Below are 16,883 nucleotides of genomic sequence, written 5' to 3'. Positions count from 1 at the left end.
GCCCCTCACGCCAAGGAGAACGCAATGCCTGAATGGCGCCCCCGGGCCACGCTCGCCCTCAAAAAACTGGGGAGCCTGCTCGCCCTCGCCGGCCTGGCACTCCTGCCACCAGCAGCCGAAGCCGAAGCCCTGCCCCTCCCCGCCGAAGTCATGGCCGACGCCCGGATCGATCAGCGTGAGCGGGACGGACTGTGGGAAAAGACCCTGATCGTCCGTTTCCCCGAAGCGCGGCGAGCCTTGTCCACCAGCGACGGGCTCGTGGACAGCCGCGCTGCCATCAACCACGGCGCCCACCCGGAACTCTGGAAACGCGTATCCACGCGCTTCAACGGCCAGGACGGCCGCGGCGGCAAGGCCTACACCGAGCATGTACTCGGCACCGCGGCCGAAGGCCTCGGGCTGAGCAAGGCAGAGGTGACCCACATGGCCACCGCAGCCGATCTGGACAACCTGGCCATCGTCACCCGCAGCCACGGCCCGCTCACCGTCACCGTGCTGGCCACTGCCGGCGCCAAGAGCAACGCCATCCGCACCGGCGTGGACGAAGGCCGCTACATCGAGGGTGCCGAGCCTGCCGGCACCATCAACATCCTGGTGCTCAGCAACATCCGCCTGACCGACGCCGCCCTGGCCAGGGCGCTGATCACCGTCACCGAAGGCAAGACCGCTGCCCTGGAAGACCTGCAGGTGGCCAGCACCTACACCCCGGGTGTGCAGGCCACCGGCACGGGCACCGACAGCATCATCGTGGTTTCCGGCACCAGCACGCCAACCGCCAGCTACACCGGTGGCCACAGCCGCATCGGCGAGCTGATCGGCAAGGCCACCTACAGCGCAGTGGTCGAATCCCTAGGCAAGCAGAACGGCTTCTTCCTGCCCGGCACCCGACGCTTTGCCGACCCGCTGTCGGCCCTGCCCAAGCCCGCCGGCCACCTGCGCCTGGCGCTGCTCCACCTGGACCCGACACCGGGCGAGATCGCCGCCAACCGGGCGCAGATCGAGGCCGGCATCCGCGAGGCCGTCCGCCAGGGCGCAGACTGGGTGGTCACCCCCGAGCTGGCGGAGACCGGCTACAACTTCGCCAAGCGCATCGGCACCGACTGGATCGCCCCCTTTCCCGACACCTGGATGAGCACCCTCGCCGCCATCGCCCGGGACAACAAGGTGGCCTTGTTTGTGGGCTTCGCCGAACGGGATGCCCGCCATCACACCCTGCACAATAGCGTCGCGGTGATCGACCGCACTGGAAAGATCCTGGGCGCCTATCGCAAGCAGCGCGTCCATGGTGGGGCCGAGAGCTGGTCCGTGGCCGGCTCAGGCGGCCAGCCCTTCGTGGTGGATGGCGTGCCCGTGGGGGTGCTGATCTGCGCCGACAGCTACGCGCCGGAACCCGCCGCCCGCCAGCGTGAACAGGGCGCAGCCCTCCTCCTTGTGCCGGCCAACTGGCCGCCGGTGGACGGCATGGGGCCGGGCGACGTATGGGAGCGTCGATCCCGCGAGACCGGCATTCCGGTGGTGGTCAACAACCGCACGGGGCGCGAGCCGGAGCTGGACTTCACCCACGGCGAGAGCGCCATCTCGGTGGCCGGCCGCCGGCAGTTCAGCTTCAGCACCCCCGCCGGGCGCATGCTGCTGGTGGACTGGAACAGGGCAGACGGCTTCAACCCGCTCACTGGTGTGATCACGCCTTTCCCCGGCGCAAAACACTGAGAGCCTGCTGGCCCCTGCGAGGTCGAATTTATTCGACCTCGACACGCCAAGCCATCGACATGCCGGCGATCACAAGTCCGCGGTCGAATGAATTCGACCCCACAGGCTTAGCTGCGCTGGCCTTTGATCGCCAGCCCTTGCGCTCAGGCCGTCAGGAAAGCCTCCAGCGCCCGCGCCACCTGCAGGGGCTGGTCGTGCTGCACGTTGTGGCCTGAATCCGTGATGGTCACGACCTGGCGCTGGGGAAAGCAGCCGATGCGGCGCTCGAACTCCACCGGGTCGTCCCCCATCCGGTCATCCACGAAGCCCTTGTCGGCAATCAGCAGCAGCACCGGCGCCTCGATCTTGCGCCAGGCGGCCAGGGAGTCGTCGATGTGGTAGAGCGACGGGCCATGTACCCGGTGCCAGGGGTCGCAGGCCATCTCGATCTGCCCGTCCGGCCGGGGCCGGCTTACCGCGTGGGACAAAAAATCGGCCTGCTCGGGCGTGAGTCGCGGATTGACCATACGCAGGCGTCGCGCCAGGGCTGCCGCATCCGCATACGGACGCACCTGGGGCCTCTCCGCCACGGCATCCATCCACTGCACCAGCTGCATCGGCGCATCCACCTCCGGCGGCGGCCGGAGCCCCAGGAAGTCCAGCATGGCCAGCCGCGCCACCCGCTGAGGGCGCACCGCCGCATAGGTGGCAGCGATGTTGGCCCCCATGCTGTGCCCCACCAGCGTAGCCGGACCATCCGGCGAAAAGTGGTCGAGCAGCACGTCCAGATCGGCGTAGTAGTCGGGGAACCAGTACGGCCGGTCCAGCCACTCGCTGGCGCCATAGCCCCGCCAGTCCGGCGCGATGATGTGCCAGGGCTGTTCGAGGGCCTCCACCAGAAACTGGAAGGTGGGCGAGGAATCCATCCAGCCGTGGAGCAGGAAGAAAGTGGGTGCATCCCGCGGGCCCCAGTGGCGCACATGGTGGCGCAGGCCGCGGATGTCGAGGTATTCGGAGGTGCCGGTATCACGCATCGGCCAGACTCTACAGATGGCGTTCCAGGAAGGCCAGGGTCCGGGTCCAGGCCAGCGCCGCCTGGGCCGGGTCGTATACCTGGGGCCGGGTGGCGTTGAAGAAACCGTGGGCCGCCTCGTAGTGGTGGATCTCCGGCTGGGCACCAGCGCCGCACATGGCCTGCTCCAGCGCCCCGGCGGCGGCCGGGGTACACCAGGTGTCGCGGCTGGCGAAGTGCCCCTGGAAAGGAATGCGGATCTGCGCCGGATCGGCGAAATCCCTGGGCGGAATGCCGTAAAAGCACACCGCTGCCGCCACTTCAGGCAGATGCACGGCACTGGCCACCGTCAGCGCGCCGCCCATGCAGAAACCCAGCACCGCCACCGGCCCACTGCCCGCCTTCTGCAAATGCGCCACCGCACCGCGAATGTCCTGGAAGGTGGCGCCAGCAAAGTCGAGGCCGTCCATCATGTGACTGGCTTCATCCGGGTCCTGGGTAATGCGGCCACCGAAGAGATCCGGCGCCAGCGCATTGAAGCCCGCTGCAGCAAAGCGATTGACGACGCTGCAGATCTGCGGATTGAGCCCCCACCACTCCTGGAGCACCACCACACCCGGGCGGTCGGCGCCGGCTTGGGCGAAGTGGCCACGGCAGAAACTGCCATCGGGGCGGGGAAAGTCGATCAGTCCAGGCTGGGTGGGGTTCATCGGATCACTCATGAAATAAGATTGCGCGGCCCTGGCCAGATCACCCCAAGGGAGGTATGGCAGGGCGTTCGGAACACGCCGACGATGGCGGGAGGGCCGGCAGGGGCGATTGAAGTCACCTCCGCAGGACGACCCGAAGCGTCTTACTTGTACTCGCTCGGCTTGCTGAGCACGGCAGCGGTCATGCGCGAGATGCACACCAGCTTGCCTTCCTCGTTGGTGATGCGCACTTCCCAGACGTGGCTGGTCCGGCCGATGTGCAGGGGCCGGGCCTCGCCATAGACCCAGCCGCCGGTCACCGCGCGGACGTGGTTGGCGTTGATCTCCTGACCGACGCAGTGGTATTTGGCCGGGTCGACCGCATGGGCCGCCGACCAGGAAGCCAGGGTCTCGGCAAAGGCCACCGACACGCCGCCATGCAGTGCCCCGGCGGGCTGGCGGGTGCGCTGATCCACGGGCATGCGGCCGCGCAGGTAGTCTTCGCCGATCTCGATCAGTTCCATGCCCAGATGGCCGTTGGCGCAGGTGGCGCCACGGGCATTGACTTCTTCCAGGGTGAAGGGGGCAAACCAGATACTCATTGGGGGTCACTCCATCTTGTTGTTGCCGACGCCTTGGGCGCCGGTTAAAGGATCATCTGGGTGCAACGGTACAACACCAACTGGCGGCCGGTGGCCTCATCGGTGACCACCGCGTCCCAAACCTGGGTCCTGCGCCCCAGATGCACCGCCGTGGCGACGCAGGCAATGGCACCCTCCGTGAGGGTGCCCAGGTGGTTGCTCTTCAGCTCAATGGTGGCAAAGGAGCGGGCGCCGGCCGGCAGGTGCGCCATGGTCGCATGGCCGGTGGTGGTATCGGCCAGGGCGATCAGGCTGGCCGCGTGCAGACGCTGGTTGGGGGCCATGTGGATGGGCCGCAGGGGCATGCGGCTGCTCGCCCGCCCCTGCTCCAGGCTCAGGAATTCAACGCCCAGCGCGCCCGGCAGGCAGTCGGCCGCATCCCGGTTGAGGCTGTCCACGCTGAGATCAGTGCGCAGGATGCTCATCTCAGTGCTTCGCCCCCAGGTAGGCCTCGATCACCCGCGGGTTCCGGGCCAGCTCGCTGGCCTTGCCCTCCAGGGTCACGTCGCCCACCTCCAGCACGTAGCCGTAGTCAGACACCTTCAAGGCCGCGCGGGAGTTCTGCTCGATCAGCAGGGTCGCCACGCCGGTATCACGGAGATGGGAGATCACCTGAAAGACCTCGGCCATCACCCGCGGTGCCAACCCCAGGGAGGGCTCGTCGAGCATCAGCACCTTGGGGTCGCTCATCAGCGCCCGGCCGATGGCCACCATCTGCCGCTCGCCGCCGGACATGGTGCCCGCCAGCTGGTGGCGGCGCTCCTTGAGGCGCGGAAAGACGGCGTAGATGCCCTCCAGCCCGTCCCGGTAGGACCAGCCCGCCTTGCGCCGCCGGTAGGCACCCAGCACCAGGTTGTCCTCCACGGTCATGGTGGTGAACAGCTCGCGCTTCTCGGGCACCAGGGCCAGACCCTTGCCCAGGCGCAGTTCGATGGCGTGGTGGGACACGTCCTGCCCCTGATAGAGCACCTCGCCCTCGGCCTGCCCCTCGCTGGGCAGGGCGCCCATGATGGCGTTGAGCAGGGACGACTTGCCGGCCCCGTTGGGGCCGATCACGGTGACGATCTCGCCGGCCCGCAGGCTGATCGAGGTGGCCCGCAGAGCCTCGACCTTGCCATAGCGCACGCTCAGGTTGCGGGTTTCAAGAACGGGTTTGCTGTTGTTGTCGGCGCTCATTCCACACCTCCCAGGTAGGCCGCCAGCACGGCTTCATTGTTCTGGATCTCGGCGGGCAGGCCTTCGGCGATCTTGCTGCCGAACTCCATCACCACCAGCCGGTCGGTCAGGCCCATCACGAAGTCCATGTCGTGCTCCACCAGCAGCACCGACATGCCCTCACCCCTGAGCTGGCGGATCAGGTCGGCCAGGGCCTCCTTCTCCTTCAGGCGCAGGCCGGCGGCGGGCTCGTCGAGGAGCAGCAGCGTCGGATCGGTGCACAGGGCGCGGGCGATCTCGAGGATGCGTTGCTGACCCAGGGCCAGGCTGCCCGCCGGGGTGTGCATGTACTCACCCAGGCCCACCCGGCGGATCTGCTCGGCGGCCAGGAAAAGCAGCCGCGCTTCTTCATGGCGGTCCAGCCGCAGGGCCGCCGCCAGGGGGCTGCTGCGACCGCGCAGGTGCGCCCCCATGGCCACGTTCTCCAGCACCGACAGGTGCGGGATGAGGTGCACATGCTGGAAGCTGCGGCCGATGCCCATGCGCACGATGTGCCGGGAATCCAGCTGGTCGATGCGCTCGCCGCAGAAGCGGATCTCGCCGCTGGTGGCGGGCAACACCCCGGTCACCAGGTTGAACATGGTGGACTTGCCTGCCCCGTTGGGGCCGATCAGGCCGACCACCTCGCCGGCACGGATCTCGAAGGCCATGTCCTTCACCGCCACCAGCCCGCCGAACTGCTTGCGGGCGTCGCTGACCTCGAGGATCAGCGCCCCGGCCTGGGGCCGGGCCCGGCGCGGCAGGTCGCTGTAGCCATCGGGGGCGATGGCCGGCGCCACCACCTCCGGCTCGGGCGGATGGAACTTCGCCCACATGCTGGCCACCCAGGGCCACAGGCCGTCCCGCGACCACAGCAGGAGCAGCACGATCATCACCCCGAAGACCACGATCTCGAAGTTGCCGTTGCTGCCCAGCAGCAGGGGCAGCCAATCCTGCAGCTGGCTCTTCAGGCCGGTCATCACCACCGCGCCGAGGATCGCCCCCCACACGTGGCCGATACCGCCCACCACCGCCATGAACAGGTACTCGATGCCCATGTGCAGGCCAAAGGGCGTGGCGCTCACCGAGCGCTGCAGGTGGGCATACAGCCAGCCCGACAAACTTGCCATCAGCGCCGCCAGCACGAAGATCAGGATCTTGTACTGGGCGGTGTGGATGCCCATGGCCTCGGGCATGGTCTTGCCCTTGGCCAGGGCCCGGATGGCGCGGCCGGGCCGGGAGTTGAGCAGGTTGAGCACCAGCATCAGGCAGCCCCCGAGGCACAGCCAGATCACCCCGTACATCACCCGCGGTGAAGACAGATCGATGCCGAACACGCTCAGGGCCGGGATACCCGACAGCCCATCATACTTGCCCAGGAACTCGATGGTCCCGAACAGGTAGTACAGGGACAGCCCCCAGGCGATGGTGGCCAGGGGCAGGAAGTGGCCCGACAGGCGCACGGTGACGCTGCCGATCAACGCCGCCGCCAGGCCCGAAACCACCAGCCCGGCCCCCAGGCCCACCCACGGGGACCAGCCCAGGGTGGTGCTGAGATAGGCCGTGGTGTAAGCCCCCAGGCCAACGAAGGCCGCCTGCCCGAAGGAGGTCAGGCCACCGATGCCGGTGAGCAGCACCAGGCCGAGGGCCACGATGGAATACAGGCCGATGTAGTTGCCGATGGTGATCCAGTAGCCCGGCACGGGCAGAAACGGAAACACGAAAAACCAGCCGAACATCAGCCACTGGAGCTTCTTGGTGGACATCTTCATTCTTCGTCTCCATGGCCGGAAGTCAGCGAACGCCAGGCCAGCACCGGGATGATCAGCGTGAACACGATCACCTCCTTGTACGCACTCGCCCAGTAGGAGGAATAGCTCTCGAGCAGGCCGACCAGCAACGCCCCTGCCGCCGCCAGCGGATAGCTGGCCAGACCGCCGACGATGGCCGCCACGAAGCCCTTCAGGGCCACCACGAACCCGGTGTCGTAACCCACGGTGTTGAGGGGCGCGATGAGGGTACCGGCCAGGGTGCCCAGGCCGGCCGCCAGGCCGAAGGCCATGCGCCCGGCCTGGCTGGTGCCGATGCCCACCAGCTGCGCACCCTTGCGGTTCACCGCCGTGGCGCGCAGGGCCTTGCCATACAGCGTGCGGTCGAAGAACAGGTAGAGCAGGCCGATCAGGCTGCCCGCCACCGCCATCACCACCACGCTCTGCCCCGACACGGGCATCTCGCCCAGGGCAGTGCTCCACTCCGTGAAGGCGTGGGTGGTCGAACCTTCTGGCCCGAAGATGAACAGCCCCATGCCCAGCAGGGCGAAATGCACGCCCACCGAGACGATCAGCAGCACCAGCACCGAGGCCTCGGCCATGGGCTGGAAGGCGACGCGATAGATCATGATGCCCAAGGGCACGGTGATGGCCAGGGTGAACAGGATCTGCACCGCCATCGGCATGCCCTGCCAGTCGAAGCTGTGGGCCAGCAGCCAGATGAACTGGGGGTAGATCAGGTTCTCGATGACGCTCCACATGAGCAGGCGCCGCGGCAGCGGCTTGTAGCGCCGCTGGCGCAGGGCCGAACCCAGCTCCACCAGAAAGGTGAGCACGCCGATACCGATGAGCAGCCAGATCAGCCTGGGAAACTGGCTGCTCTGCAAGGCCGCCACGGTGAGGGCACCGAAGCCGATGAACTCCCCCTGGGGCAGAAAGATGATGCGCGTCACCGAAAACACCAGCACCAGGGCCATGGCCAGCAGGGCGTAGACCGCCCCGTTGGTGACCCCGTCCTGGGCCAGGATCGCGAAGATACTGAAATCCATGAAAATCTCCTCCGGCCGGGTTCAGCTATTGACGACGAAGGCGTCGGCAAGGAAGCGCTCCGCCGGCAGCCCCGCCGTGGCGGTGAAGCTGCTGCGCGCCGCATCGATCATCAGCGGGTTGCCGCAGGCATACACCTCGTGGGCTGAGAGATCGGGCAGATCCGCCAGCACCGCCGCGTGCACGAAACCACGCCGTCCAGCCCACTCCGGACCAGCCTCGGAGAGCACCGGCACCAGGCGAATGCCCGGGTACTGCGCCTCCCAGGCGGCCACGCTGTCCACCGCGTACAGGTCGGCCCGCTGGCGGCCGCCCCAGTACAGCACCGCCCCACGGCGGGCCATCTCGGCGCCGTGGGTCTTGAGCAGCGCGGCGATGGGGGCGTAGCCCGTGCCCGAAGCCAGCAGCACGATGGGCGCGTCGCCCGGCTGCAGCACGAAGTCGCCGTAGGGCCCCTCGATGCGCAGCAGGCCGCCGGCCTTGAGCTTGTCGTAGGCGTGGGTGGAGAAACGCCCGCCTTCCATGCGGCGCACGTGCCACTCGATGACACCCGCCTCCTCCGGATCGTTGGCCATGCTGTAGCTGCGCTTCGCCCCGTCCTTGAGGATCACGCTGGCGTACTGGCCGGCCTTGAAGCTGAAGCCGGCGGCGGGCGGCACCTGCAGGCGGATCACCACCACATCGTGGGACGGGCGGCTCACCTCCACCACCTTGGCGCCGGTGGTGACCACCCGCTGCCCCGGCTCGGCCGGCACCTTGGGCGCGTCCAGCAGCAGCTCGGCGGTGGGCACGGCCTGGCAGGTGCGGCACTGGCCGGCCGGCACATCGGTGCCGTCCGGACGGGTCGGGGCGTGTTCCACCGCCCCTTCCAGCAAGCCCAGGTGGCAGCTGTTGCAGGTGCCGGTGCGGCAGCTGTGGGGCAGCCAGTAGCCGGCGGCCAGGGCGGCGTCGAGCACCGTCTGGCCCGGCGCACATTCAAAGCTGCCGCCGTTTGGCGACAGCCGGACGAGGAGATTCGTGCCCATGATGCTCAGCCCGCTTCGCTCATGGTGGGAATGGCATGCACGGCGTCGTGCTCATGGCCCTTCAGCAGGTCCAGGGCCACGTCCACGATCATGTCCTCCTGCCCGCCCACCATGCGGCGGCGGCCCAGCTCGACCAGGATGTCCACCGCCTTCAGGCCATACTTCTTGGCGGCCACTTCGGAATGGCGCAGGAAGCTGGAATACACGCCGGCATAGCCCAGGGCGAGGGTCTCCCGGTCCACCCGCACCGGGCGGTCCTGCAGGGGGCGCACGATGTCGTCGGCGGCGTCCATCAGGGTGTACAGCTTGCAGCCGTGGTTCCAGCCCATGCGGTCGGCTGCGGCGATGAAGACTTCCAGGGGGGCGTTGCCGGCCCCGGCGCCCATGCCCGACAGGCTGGCGTCCACCCGGTCGCAGCCCTCCTCCACCGCTACGATGGAATTGGCCACGCCCAGGCTGAGGTTGTGGTGGGCATGGATGCCGGTCTCGGTTTCGGGCTTCAGCACATCCTTGAAGGCCCGGAAGCGCTCGCGCACATCGTTCATGGACAGGGCGCCGCCCGAATCCACCACGTAGCAGCAGGTGGCGCCGTAGCTCTCCATCAGCTTGGCCTGCTGGGCCAGGGCCTGGGGCGTGGTCATGTGGCTCATCATCAGAAAGCCGACGGCCTCCATGCCCAGTTCCCGGGCCACCTCGATATGCTGGCGCGACACGTCGGCCTCGGTGCAGTGGGTGGCCACGCGCACGATGCGGGCGCCGGCGCTGTAGGCGGCCTTCAGGTCATGCACGGTGCCGATGCCGGGGAGCAGCAGGGTCGCCACCTTGGCATGCTTCACCGTGTCGGCCACCGCCTCGATCCACTCCAGGTCGGTGTGGGCGCCAAAGCCGTAGTTGAAGCTGGAGCCCTGCAGGCCGTCGCCGTGGGCCACCTCGATGGAATCCACCTTGGCCTTGTCCAGGGCACGGGCAATCTGCACGGCCTGCTCGACGCTGTACTGGTGGCGGATGGCGTGGGAGCCGTCGCGCAGGGTCACGTCGGAGATGTAGATCTTCTTGTCGGGGTTCATGTGCGGTCTCCTCAGGCAGCGGTGGCGGCGGTGGCCAGGATGCGGGCGGCCATGCGTTCGGCGGTGGTCTTGGCGGCGGACGTCATGATGTCCAGATTGCCGGCATAGGCCGGCAGGTAGTGGGCGGCGCCTTCCACTTCGAGAAACACGGAGGTCTTGAGGCCGCTCATGCGCGGGCCGACGCCGGGGATGTTGATGGGGCGCGAGGCCGGAATGATGTCGAACTGCACCTTCTGCTTGAGGCGGTAGCCGGCCACGTACTTCTGCACGTCGGCGGCCATGCGCTCCACCGAGGCGGCGATCTCGTCCTCGTCGGCCATCTCCGACAGGCAGTACACCGTGTCACGCATCATCAGCGGCGGCTCGGCCGGGTTGAGGATGATGATGGCCTTGCCCTTGGCCGCCCCGCCCACCACTTCGATGGCTTTGGAGGTGGTCTCGGTAAACTCGTCGATGTTGGCGCGGGTGCCGGGGCCGGCCGACTTGCTGGAGATGGAGGCGATGATCTCGCCGTAATGCACCTTGGCCACGCGGCTCACCGCCGCCACCATGGGGATGGTGGCCTGGCCGCCGCAGGTGACCATGTTCACGTTGAGGGCGTCGTCATGCAGGGCGCCATTGACCACCGGGATGCAGTAGGGGCCGATGGCCGCCGGGGTCAGATCCACCATGCGGATGCCGGGCTTGAGGCTGCGCAGAAAGGCGTCGTTCTTGACGTGGGCTCCGGCGCTGGTGGCGTCGAAAACGATGTCGATGTCGGCAAACACCGGCAGGCGGGTCAGCCCTTCCACCCCTTCGTGGGTGGTGGCGACGCCCATCCGGGCCGCCCGGGCAAGGCCATCCGAGGTCGGGTCGATGCCCACCATGGCACCCATCTCTAGGTGCTCGCCGTGGCGCAGGATCTTGATCATCAGGTCGGTGCCGATGTTGCCGGAGCCGACAATGGCTACCTTCAGTTTCTTGTTCATGATTGCTCCCGTGGGGAAATTCAGGCCGAGCGCGCCCCGGCCGGGCATGGCCAGGGGCGCTGCGTCCTTGGGGATTTATTTGAGGAAGACCACCCGGTCGAGCTTGGGCGAGGTGTGCAGGCTGAGGACTTCATCCGCCCGGCGGGCCAGAACCGCCCGCTGGTTGATGTAGCCCTTGTCGGTGATCTCGCCCGCGTCCATGCTCGGCGGTTCGTCGAGCAGCATGGCCCGGGTTGGGCTCTGGGACGACCCGCCGCCGCCCTCGGCCTTGAGCTTGCGCAGCCCTTCGCGCACGTGGGCATGGAGCTGATCGGCCGGTACATCCTTGGCGGCGGGTGCCGGGAAAACCAGCAGGCCCACCTCGTCCCGGTCGTGGCCGGTGACCACCACGTCCTGGGCGTAAGGCGCGAGGGCCGTGACGGCGCGGACCCGCAGAGTGCCCACCGATACCCAGGTGCCGGTGGTGAGCTTGAAGTCCTCGGCTACCCGCCCGTTGAAGGCGATGCCCCGCTCCGGCCGGGCCGGGTCGATCAAGAGGCCGGCGTCACCGATCTTGTAGTAGCCGTCCTCGTCGAAGGCCTCGGCGGTCTTCTCCGGGTTGTTGAGATAGCCCGGGAACACCTGCGGCCCCTTGACGCGCATCTCCAGCTTGTCACCGTTGGGCAGGAACTTGATGGAGGTGCCGGCCACCGGCAGGCCGATGCAGCCGGGGCCGTCGAGGCGCCAGTGCACATTGGTGAGCAGCGGCGAGGCTTCGGTGGCGCCCCAGGCGGAGGTGAACCAAACCTTCTCGCCGAGCACCTTCTGGGCGGATTTTTCCAGGCGGTCCCAGGTGGACTGGGGCAAGGCCGCCGCGGCATAGAACACCGCCCGCAGGCGCCCGAAGAAATCCCGGGCGAAGGATTCGTCCTGCTCCAGGAAGGCGATCAGGGCATCGAAGCCACGGGGCACATTGAAGTACAGGTTGGGCTGCACCTCCCGCAGGTTGCGCACCGACTTCTCCATCAGGCCCGGCACCGGGCGGCCTTCGTCGATGTAGAAGCTGCCGCCGTTGCACAGCACCAGGTTGAAGTTGTGGTTGGCACCGAAGGTGTGGCTCCAGGGCAGCCAGGACACGATCACCGGCTTCTCTTCCTTGAGGAAAGGCCAGCTCTGCTGGATCTGCTTCTGGTTGGCGCAGAGCATGCGGTGGGTGTTGATGGCGATCTTCGGCCGCCCGGTGGAGCCCGAGGTGAGCAGGTACTTGGCGTGGGTCTCCGGGGTGATCTTGGCAAACTCGGCCATCACCGCCGGGGTTTCCCGGGTGCGCATCAGCTCGGCCAGGGACAGGCTGCCGTCCAGCTGGTAGGCGTTGGTGCTCAGGATCACCGGGCAGGACACGGCGCTGGCGCGGATTGCCGAGGCATACACCGCGCCGTCGCCCGCATACACCACGCCGGGGGCCAGCTCCTGGAGGATGGTGGCGACCTTGCTGTAGTCCTTGGCCAGCCGCGAGTAGGCGCTGGACACCGTGGCGAAGGGCCGCCCGATGTGCATGGTGGCCAAGGTCAGCAAGGCCTGATCGAGGCTGTTGTCGGACAGGCACACCACTGGCGCCGTGGGCCCAATGCCCAAGTCGAGCAGCCCCTGGGCCAGCTTGCCGACCTGTTCGCGGACCTGGGCATAGGTCATGCGCACCCATTCGCCCTCCGCATCCCGCTCCGCCAGGAACAGGGCATTGGGGGTGCGGGCGGCCCAGTATTCCAGCCAGTCGCCGATGCAGCGGGTGACCTCTTCCAGGGGGTCGGAACAGGCCAGGATGAAGCCGCCCCTGGAGAGGTCGATGCGGGTCACCCTGGGCGGGGCCAGCATGCCGGGATTGTCAAAAAAGCTCATGGCCGCCTCCGCTTACTTCAACAGCTTCCAGCTGTTCTGTTCGATGGTGATCAAGGTGCGGGCGCCTTCACCGAGGCCGGAGTGATCGGTGGCCGACATGGTGTTGATACCATGGGTCAGGGGCAGGTTGCTGGTCTTCTCCAGGGCATCGCGCAGGGCGGCACGGAATTCCGGCGTACCCGGCGCGGCCTTTTTGCCAACGGTGGCCACGGCCTTGTCGAGGAGCAGGTAGGCGTCATGGGCGTAGGCACCGAAGGGGTTGCGGGAGCCGGCGCCGTGTTTGCCCTCATAAGCCTTCAGGTAGCTCAGGGCGACCTTCTTGCTCGGGTTGCTGTCGGGCAACTGTTCAGCCACCAGCACCAGTCCGGTGGGCAGGATCAGGCCTTCGTCGGTGTTGCCGGCGACGCGCAGGAAGTCGTTGTTGGCGGCGCCGTGGGTCTGGTAGAACTGGCCCTTGAAGCCACGCTCGCGCAGGGCGCGCATGGGCAGCGCCGCCGGGGTGCCGCTGGCGGCGATGAAAATGGCGTCAGGCTTCTTGCCGACCAGCTTCAACGCCTGGGCAGTCACCGACTGGTCGGTGCGGGCATAGCGCTCGACCGCCACCAGCTTGATGCCGCTGGCTTCGGCGCGCTTTTCCACGTCCTTCAGCCAGGCTTCGCCATAGGCGTCGCTGAAGCCGATGAAGGCGATGGTCTTGGTGTCGCGCTTCTTCATCTCCTCGAACAGGGCTGCAGACATCACGCCCACGCCATGGGGCAGCGGAAACACCCACTGGATCTGCTTGGGCGGGAACGGCGCCAGGGCGATCTGCGGGATCTTCGCTTCGCTGGCCACCTCGGCCACGGCCAGGGAGGTGGGCACGGTGGTGGAGCCGATGATGGCGTCCACCTTGTCGGCGTCGGCAAAACGGCGGGCGTTCTTGCCGGCGGCGGTGGGGTCGGAGGCGTCGTCGAGGAGGACGTAGTTCACCGGCAGGCCGCCCAGGGTCTTGGGCAGCAGCTCGATGGTGTTCTTCTGGGCAATGCCCAGGGAGGCGGCCGGACCGGTGGAGCTGACGCTCACACCGATGGTGACGGTCTGGGCCTGGGCCTGGCTGGCGCCGCCGAAGGCGAGCATCAGGGCGGCGGACAGGCTGGCAAGAAAGTGGCGGCGGTTCATGGTGTTCGTCTCCTCAGGGTTGATTTTGTAACTGCTATAAACACGGTGAAACGGGGTTCAAGCGGTGCGGCAGTCGACGCTGCCAAGTCCGGCGATGGACAGGTGCAGGTGGTCGCCGGCGACGAAGGGGAACATGGGCCCCAGGGCGCCGGAGAGGATCACGTCACCGGCCTTGAGGGGGTCGCCGAGCTGCTGCATGTTGCGGGCCAGCCAGTAGGCGGCGAGCAGCGGATTGCCCAGGCAGGCGACGCCGCTGCCCACCGACACGGTGTGGCCGTTCTTGCGGAAATCCATGCCGGCCAGGGCGAAATCCACCGTGCCGATGGCGCGGGGTTCGAGGCCCAGCACGTAGAGCCCGCAGGAGGCGTTGTCGGCCACCGTATCCACAAGGGTCAGCTTCCAGTCCTGGATGGCGCTGTCCACGATCTCAATGGCCGGCAGGGCGTATTCGAGCCCGAGCAGGAAACGCCCCCAGCTCAGGCTCTCGCTGTCCAGGTCGCGCCCCACCACAAAGGCGATTTCGCCCTCGGCCTTGGGCTGGATCAAGCGGCTGGCCGGCACTTCGCTGCCCGACAGAAACTCCATGTCGGCAAACAGCACGCCGTAGTCGGGCTGGTCCACGCCCAGCTGCTGCTGCACGGCCTGGGAGGTGAGGCCGATCTTCTTGCCCACCACGCGGCGGCCTTCGGCGATGTCGAGCAGGCTGTTGCAGCGGGCCACGGCGTAGGCCTCGTCGGCGCCGTGGATGCCGAACTGCTCGGAGATGCGGGGGATGGCCACGCGCGTGGCGCGGGCCTGCCGCAGGGCCGCGGCGGCGGCCTTGATCTTGTCCTGATTCATGCTGTGTTCTCGGGGAAAGGGGTCGGCCTTACAGGGCCGGGTTACATGGCTGGGTAACGGCTGCGCAGCCGGGTCAGGTCGGCCAGCTCGTCGTCGAGACAGGCGGCGTATTCCCGGTACAGCTGGCGGACGATGGCGTCGGTGCCGGCGATGGCGTCGATGCCGCCCACCCCGTGGCCGGCGGACCACACCGTCTTCCAGGCCTTGGGGGCTTCGACGATGTCGCCGGAGAAGTCGATCTTCTTCTCTTCGCGCAGCTGTTCCGGGGTAAAACCGGCCTTGTCGAGGGTGGGTTTGAGCCAGTTGGCGAGCACGCCCGACACCGCCTTGGTGGCCACCAGGTCTTCCAGGCTGCTCGTGACAATGAGATCCCGGTAGGCCGGCTCGGCCAGGCTTTCGGGGGTGGCGATGAAGCGCGTGCCGGCCAGCACGAAGTCGGCCCCCAGCAGCTGGGCGGCGCGGATGTCGGTGCCGGTGGTGATGGCGCCGGCCAGGCCGAGGGGGCCAGACCAGAACTTGCGCACCTCAGCGAGCAGCGCAAAGGGGTGGTAGTGGCCGGTGTGCCCCCCTGCCCCCTGGGTCACCAGCACCAGCACGTCGGCACCGGCGTCGGCGGCCTTGCGGGCCAGGGCCGGGTTGATCACGTCGGCCATCACGATGCCGCCGTAGCCATGCACGATGTCGAGCACCCGGCGCGGGCTGCCCAGGGCGGTGGACACGATCTTGGGCTGGAACTCCTGCACCAGGGCCAGTTCCGCGTCGAAGCGGTCGTAGCTGCTGTGCACGATCATGTTGAGGGACCACGGCGCGCCGGGGCGGTCGGCCTGGATGGCGTCGCGGGTGTGGGCCATCCACTCCCGGAGGGTGTCCACGTTGCGGGCGTTGGCCGCCGGGTAGGAACCGATGATGCCGGCCCTGGCGCAGGCAATCACCAGCTCGGGCCCCGAGACCAGGAACATCGGTGCGGCCATCAGCGGCAGGGTGCTGCGGCCGATGATGTCGACAAAGTCCTGCTGCGGCGCAGTCAGGCTACGCGTGAAGCTCATTTCTTCCTCCGTTGGGTGCTCTTTGCTGCGTCGTTTCTTATGTTTTTTGGCGCGGGCGGGGCAGGCTCATCGCATGGGGCGTATCTCCCATCCACCGTCGCTCTGGATCACCGTGGCGGTGGTGGCCCGGCTGTTGTCCCGGGACGCCAGCAGCACGTAATGGCCGGCGTGGTCCTCGGGCTGGGCGATCATCTTCAGGGGCATCGCGTTGGCGACGTTCTCCTGGAAGTTGGGGATCTCCGACAGGCGCCGTTCGCCCTTGCCCAGGCTCTCCGGGCCGCGCAGGGGCGTGACCGTTCCCCCGGGTGCCACACCATTCACCCGCACGTCGGGGGCGAATTCGTAGGCCAGCTGCCTGATCAGCCCCAGCCCGGCGTGCTTGGAGGCCACGTAAAGCGGGCCGCCGCCGCCGGCATAGAAAGCCGAGTTGGACAGGGTGAAGATCATGCTGCCCTTGCTCTCGCGCAGGGCCGCCGCCGCGGCGCGGGCGGCCAGCACATAGCCCTTCACATTGACGCCGAAGATCTCGTCGAAGCTCTTGTCCAGCTCGTCGAGGCTCATCTTCTCGAGGCGGGTGAAGAAATCCCACACACCGGCATTGCCCACCAGGGTGTCGAGCTTGCCGAAGCGCCGCAGGGTGGCATCCACCGCTTTCTGGTTGTCGGCGCCGGAGCGCACGTCACCAAGGCTGGTGACCACCTGGTCGCCAAACTCGGCGAGCAGGCTGTCGGCCTGCTCCTGGCTGCGCACCATCACGCCCACCCCTGTGCATCCTTCAGCAATGTAGCGTTTGACGACGGCGCGGCCGATACCCGAGCCGCCTCCTGTCACCAGTGCCACGTAGCCATTGAGCCAGCCCATGG

General features: G+C 67.7%; 16 protein-coding genes. 1 reads left to right on the top strand and 15 read right to left on the bottom strand.

The genetic code is table 11. The annotated features are described in order from the left end of the window. Positions 1-24 precede the first annotated feature (24 nt). Complete coding sequence (locus tag PHI64_RS01905; RefSeq protein ID WP_299877714.1) at positions 25-1,710, top strand: adenosylcobinamide amidohydrolase; 1,686 nt, start codon at positions 25-27, stop codon at positions 1,708-1,710. 143 nt (positions 1,711-1,853) lie between these two features. Here PHI64_RS01905 and PHI64_RS01900 read toward each other — a convergent pair whose 3' ends face one another. From PHI64_RS01900 to hcaB, 15 genes are all read right to left on the bottom strand, one after another. Next, positions 1,854-2,723, bottom strand: coding sequence for an alpha/beta hydrolase (locus PHI64_RS01900; RefSeq protein ID WP_299877711.1), 870 nt, complete (start codon positions 2,721-2,723; stop codon positions 1,854-1,856). Positions 2,724-2,733: 10 nt separating this feature from the next. Continuing rightward, complete coding sequence (locus PHI64_RS01895) at positions 2,734-3,423, bottom strand: dienelactone hydrolase family protein (RefSeq protein WP_299877708.1); 690 nt, start codon at positions 3,421-3,423, stop codon at positions 2,734-2,736. 131 nt (positions 3,424-3,554) lie between these two features. Continuing rightward, positions 3,555-3,992: a hotdog fold thioesterase gene (locus tag PHI64_RS01890; protein WP_299877704.1), complete on the bottom strand. Its 438-nt coding sequence runs from the start codon at positions 3,990-3,992 to the stop codon at positions 3,555-3,557. A 44-nt stretch (positions 3,993-4,036) separates the two neighbouring features. After that, positions 4,037-4,456 carry a PaaI family thioesterase gene (locus tag PHI64_RS01885; RefSeq protein ID WP_299877702.1) on the bottom strand — a complete coding sequence of 140 codons (420 nt, stop codon included), beginning with the start codon at positions 4,454-4,456 and terminating at the stop codon, positions 4,037-4,039. A 1-nt stretch (position 4,457) separates the two neighbouring features. Then, positions 4,458-5,207: an ABC transporter ATP-binding protein gene (locus PHI64_RS01880; RefSeq protein WP_299877700.1), complete on the bottom strand. Its 750-nt coding sequence runs from the start codon at positions 5,205-5,207 to the stop codon at positions 4,458-4,460. Next, positions 5,204-6,964: a branched-chain amino acid ABC transporter ATP-binding protein/permease gene (locus PHI64_RS01875; protein ID WP_299877869.1), complete on the bottom strand. Its 1,761-nt coding sequence runs from the start codon at positions 6,962-6,964 to the stop codon at positions 5,204-5,206. Before PHI64_RS01875 ends, PHI64_RS01880 begins: the two co-directional genes overlap by 4 nt. A gap of 29 nt (positions 6,965-6,993) precedes the next feature. Then, the gene (locus tag PHI64_RS01870; RefSeq protein WP_299877698.1) at positions 6,994-8,043 is read right to left on the bottom strand and encodes a branched-chain amino acid ABC transporter permease; all 1,050 of its coding nucleotides are present in this window, start codon (positions 8,041-8,043) and stop codon (positions 6,994-6,996) included. Positions 8,044-8,064: 21 nt separating this feature from the next. Next, a complete protein-coding gene (locus tag PHI64_RS01865; protein ID WP_299877695.1) occupies positions 8,065-9,066 on the bottom strand; it encodes an FAD-binding oxidoreductase in 1,002 nt (333 codons plus the stop codon). A gap of 5 nt (positions 9,067-9,071) precedes the next feature. After that, positions 9,072-10,133, bottom strand: a complete 1,062-nt coding sequence (gene dmpG / locus PHI64_RS01860; protein ID WP_299877693.1) for a 4-hydroxy-2-oxovalerate aldolase — start codon at positions 10,131-10,133, stop codon at positions 9,072-9,074. A gap of 11 nt (positions 10,134-10,144) precedes the next feature. Then, positions 10,145-11,101: an acetaldehyde dehydrogenase (acetylating) gene (locus PHI64_RS01855; protein WP_299877690.1), complete on the bottom strand. Its 957-nt coding sequence runs from the start codon at positions 11,099-11,101 to the stop codon at positions 10,145-10,147. Between the two features lie 75 nt (positions 11,102-11,176). Then, positions 11,177-12,976 (bottom strand): feruloyl-CoA synthase, encoded by a 1,800-nt coding sequence (locus tag PHI64_RS01850; protein WP_299877687.1) that lies wholly within the window; start codon positions 12,974-12,976, stop codon positions 11,177-11,179. A gap of 12 nt (positions 12,977-12,988) precedes the next feature. Continuing rightward, entirely contained in the window at positions 12,989-14,134 is a 1,146-nt protein-coding gene (locus tag PHI64_RS01845; protein ID WP_299877684.1) for an ABC transporter substrate-binding protein, read from the bottom strand. 57 nt (positions 14,135-14,191) lie between these two features. Continuing rightward, positions 14,192-14,974: a fumarylacetoacetate hydrolase family protein gene (locus PHI64_RS01840; RefSeq protein ID WP_299877682.1), complete on the bottom strand. Its 783-nt coding sequence runs from the start codon at positions 14,972-14,974 to the stop codon at positions 14,192-14,194. A 41-nt stretch (positions 14,975-15,015) separates the two neighbouring features. Then, the gene (locus PHI64_RS01835; protein ID WP_299877679.1) at positions 15,016-16,020 is read right to left on the bottom strand and encodes a nitronate monooxygenase; all 1,005 of its coding nucleotides are present in this window, start codon (positions 16,018-16,020) and stop codon (positions 15,016-15,018) included. Between the two features lie 66 nt (positions 16,021-16,086). After that, positions 16,087-16,881: a 3-(cis-5,6-dihydroxycyclohexa-1,3-dien-1-yl)propanoate dehydrogenase gene (gene hcaB, locus PHI64_RS01830; protein WP_299877676.1), complete on the bottom strand. Its 795-nt coding sequence runs from the start codon at positions 16,879-16,881 to the stop codon at positions 16,087-16,089. Positions 16,882-16,883: the final 2 nt, after the last annotated feature.

Origin of the sequence: Zoogloea sp. (assembly GCF_028689785.1) — a bacterium.
Taxonomy (GTDB): Bacteria; Pseudomonadota; Gammaproteobacteria; order Burkholderiales; family Rhodocyclaceae; genus Zoogloea.
This window is presented reverse-complemented; position numbering and strand designations above follow the sequence as displayed.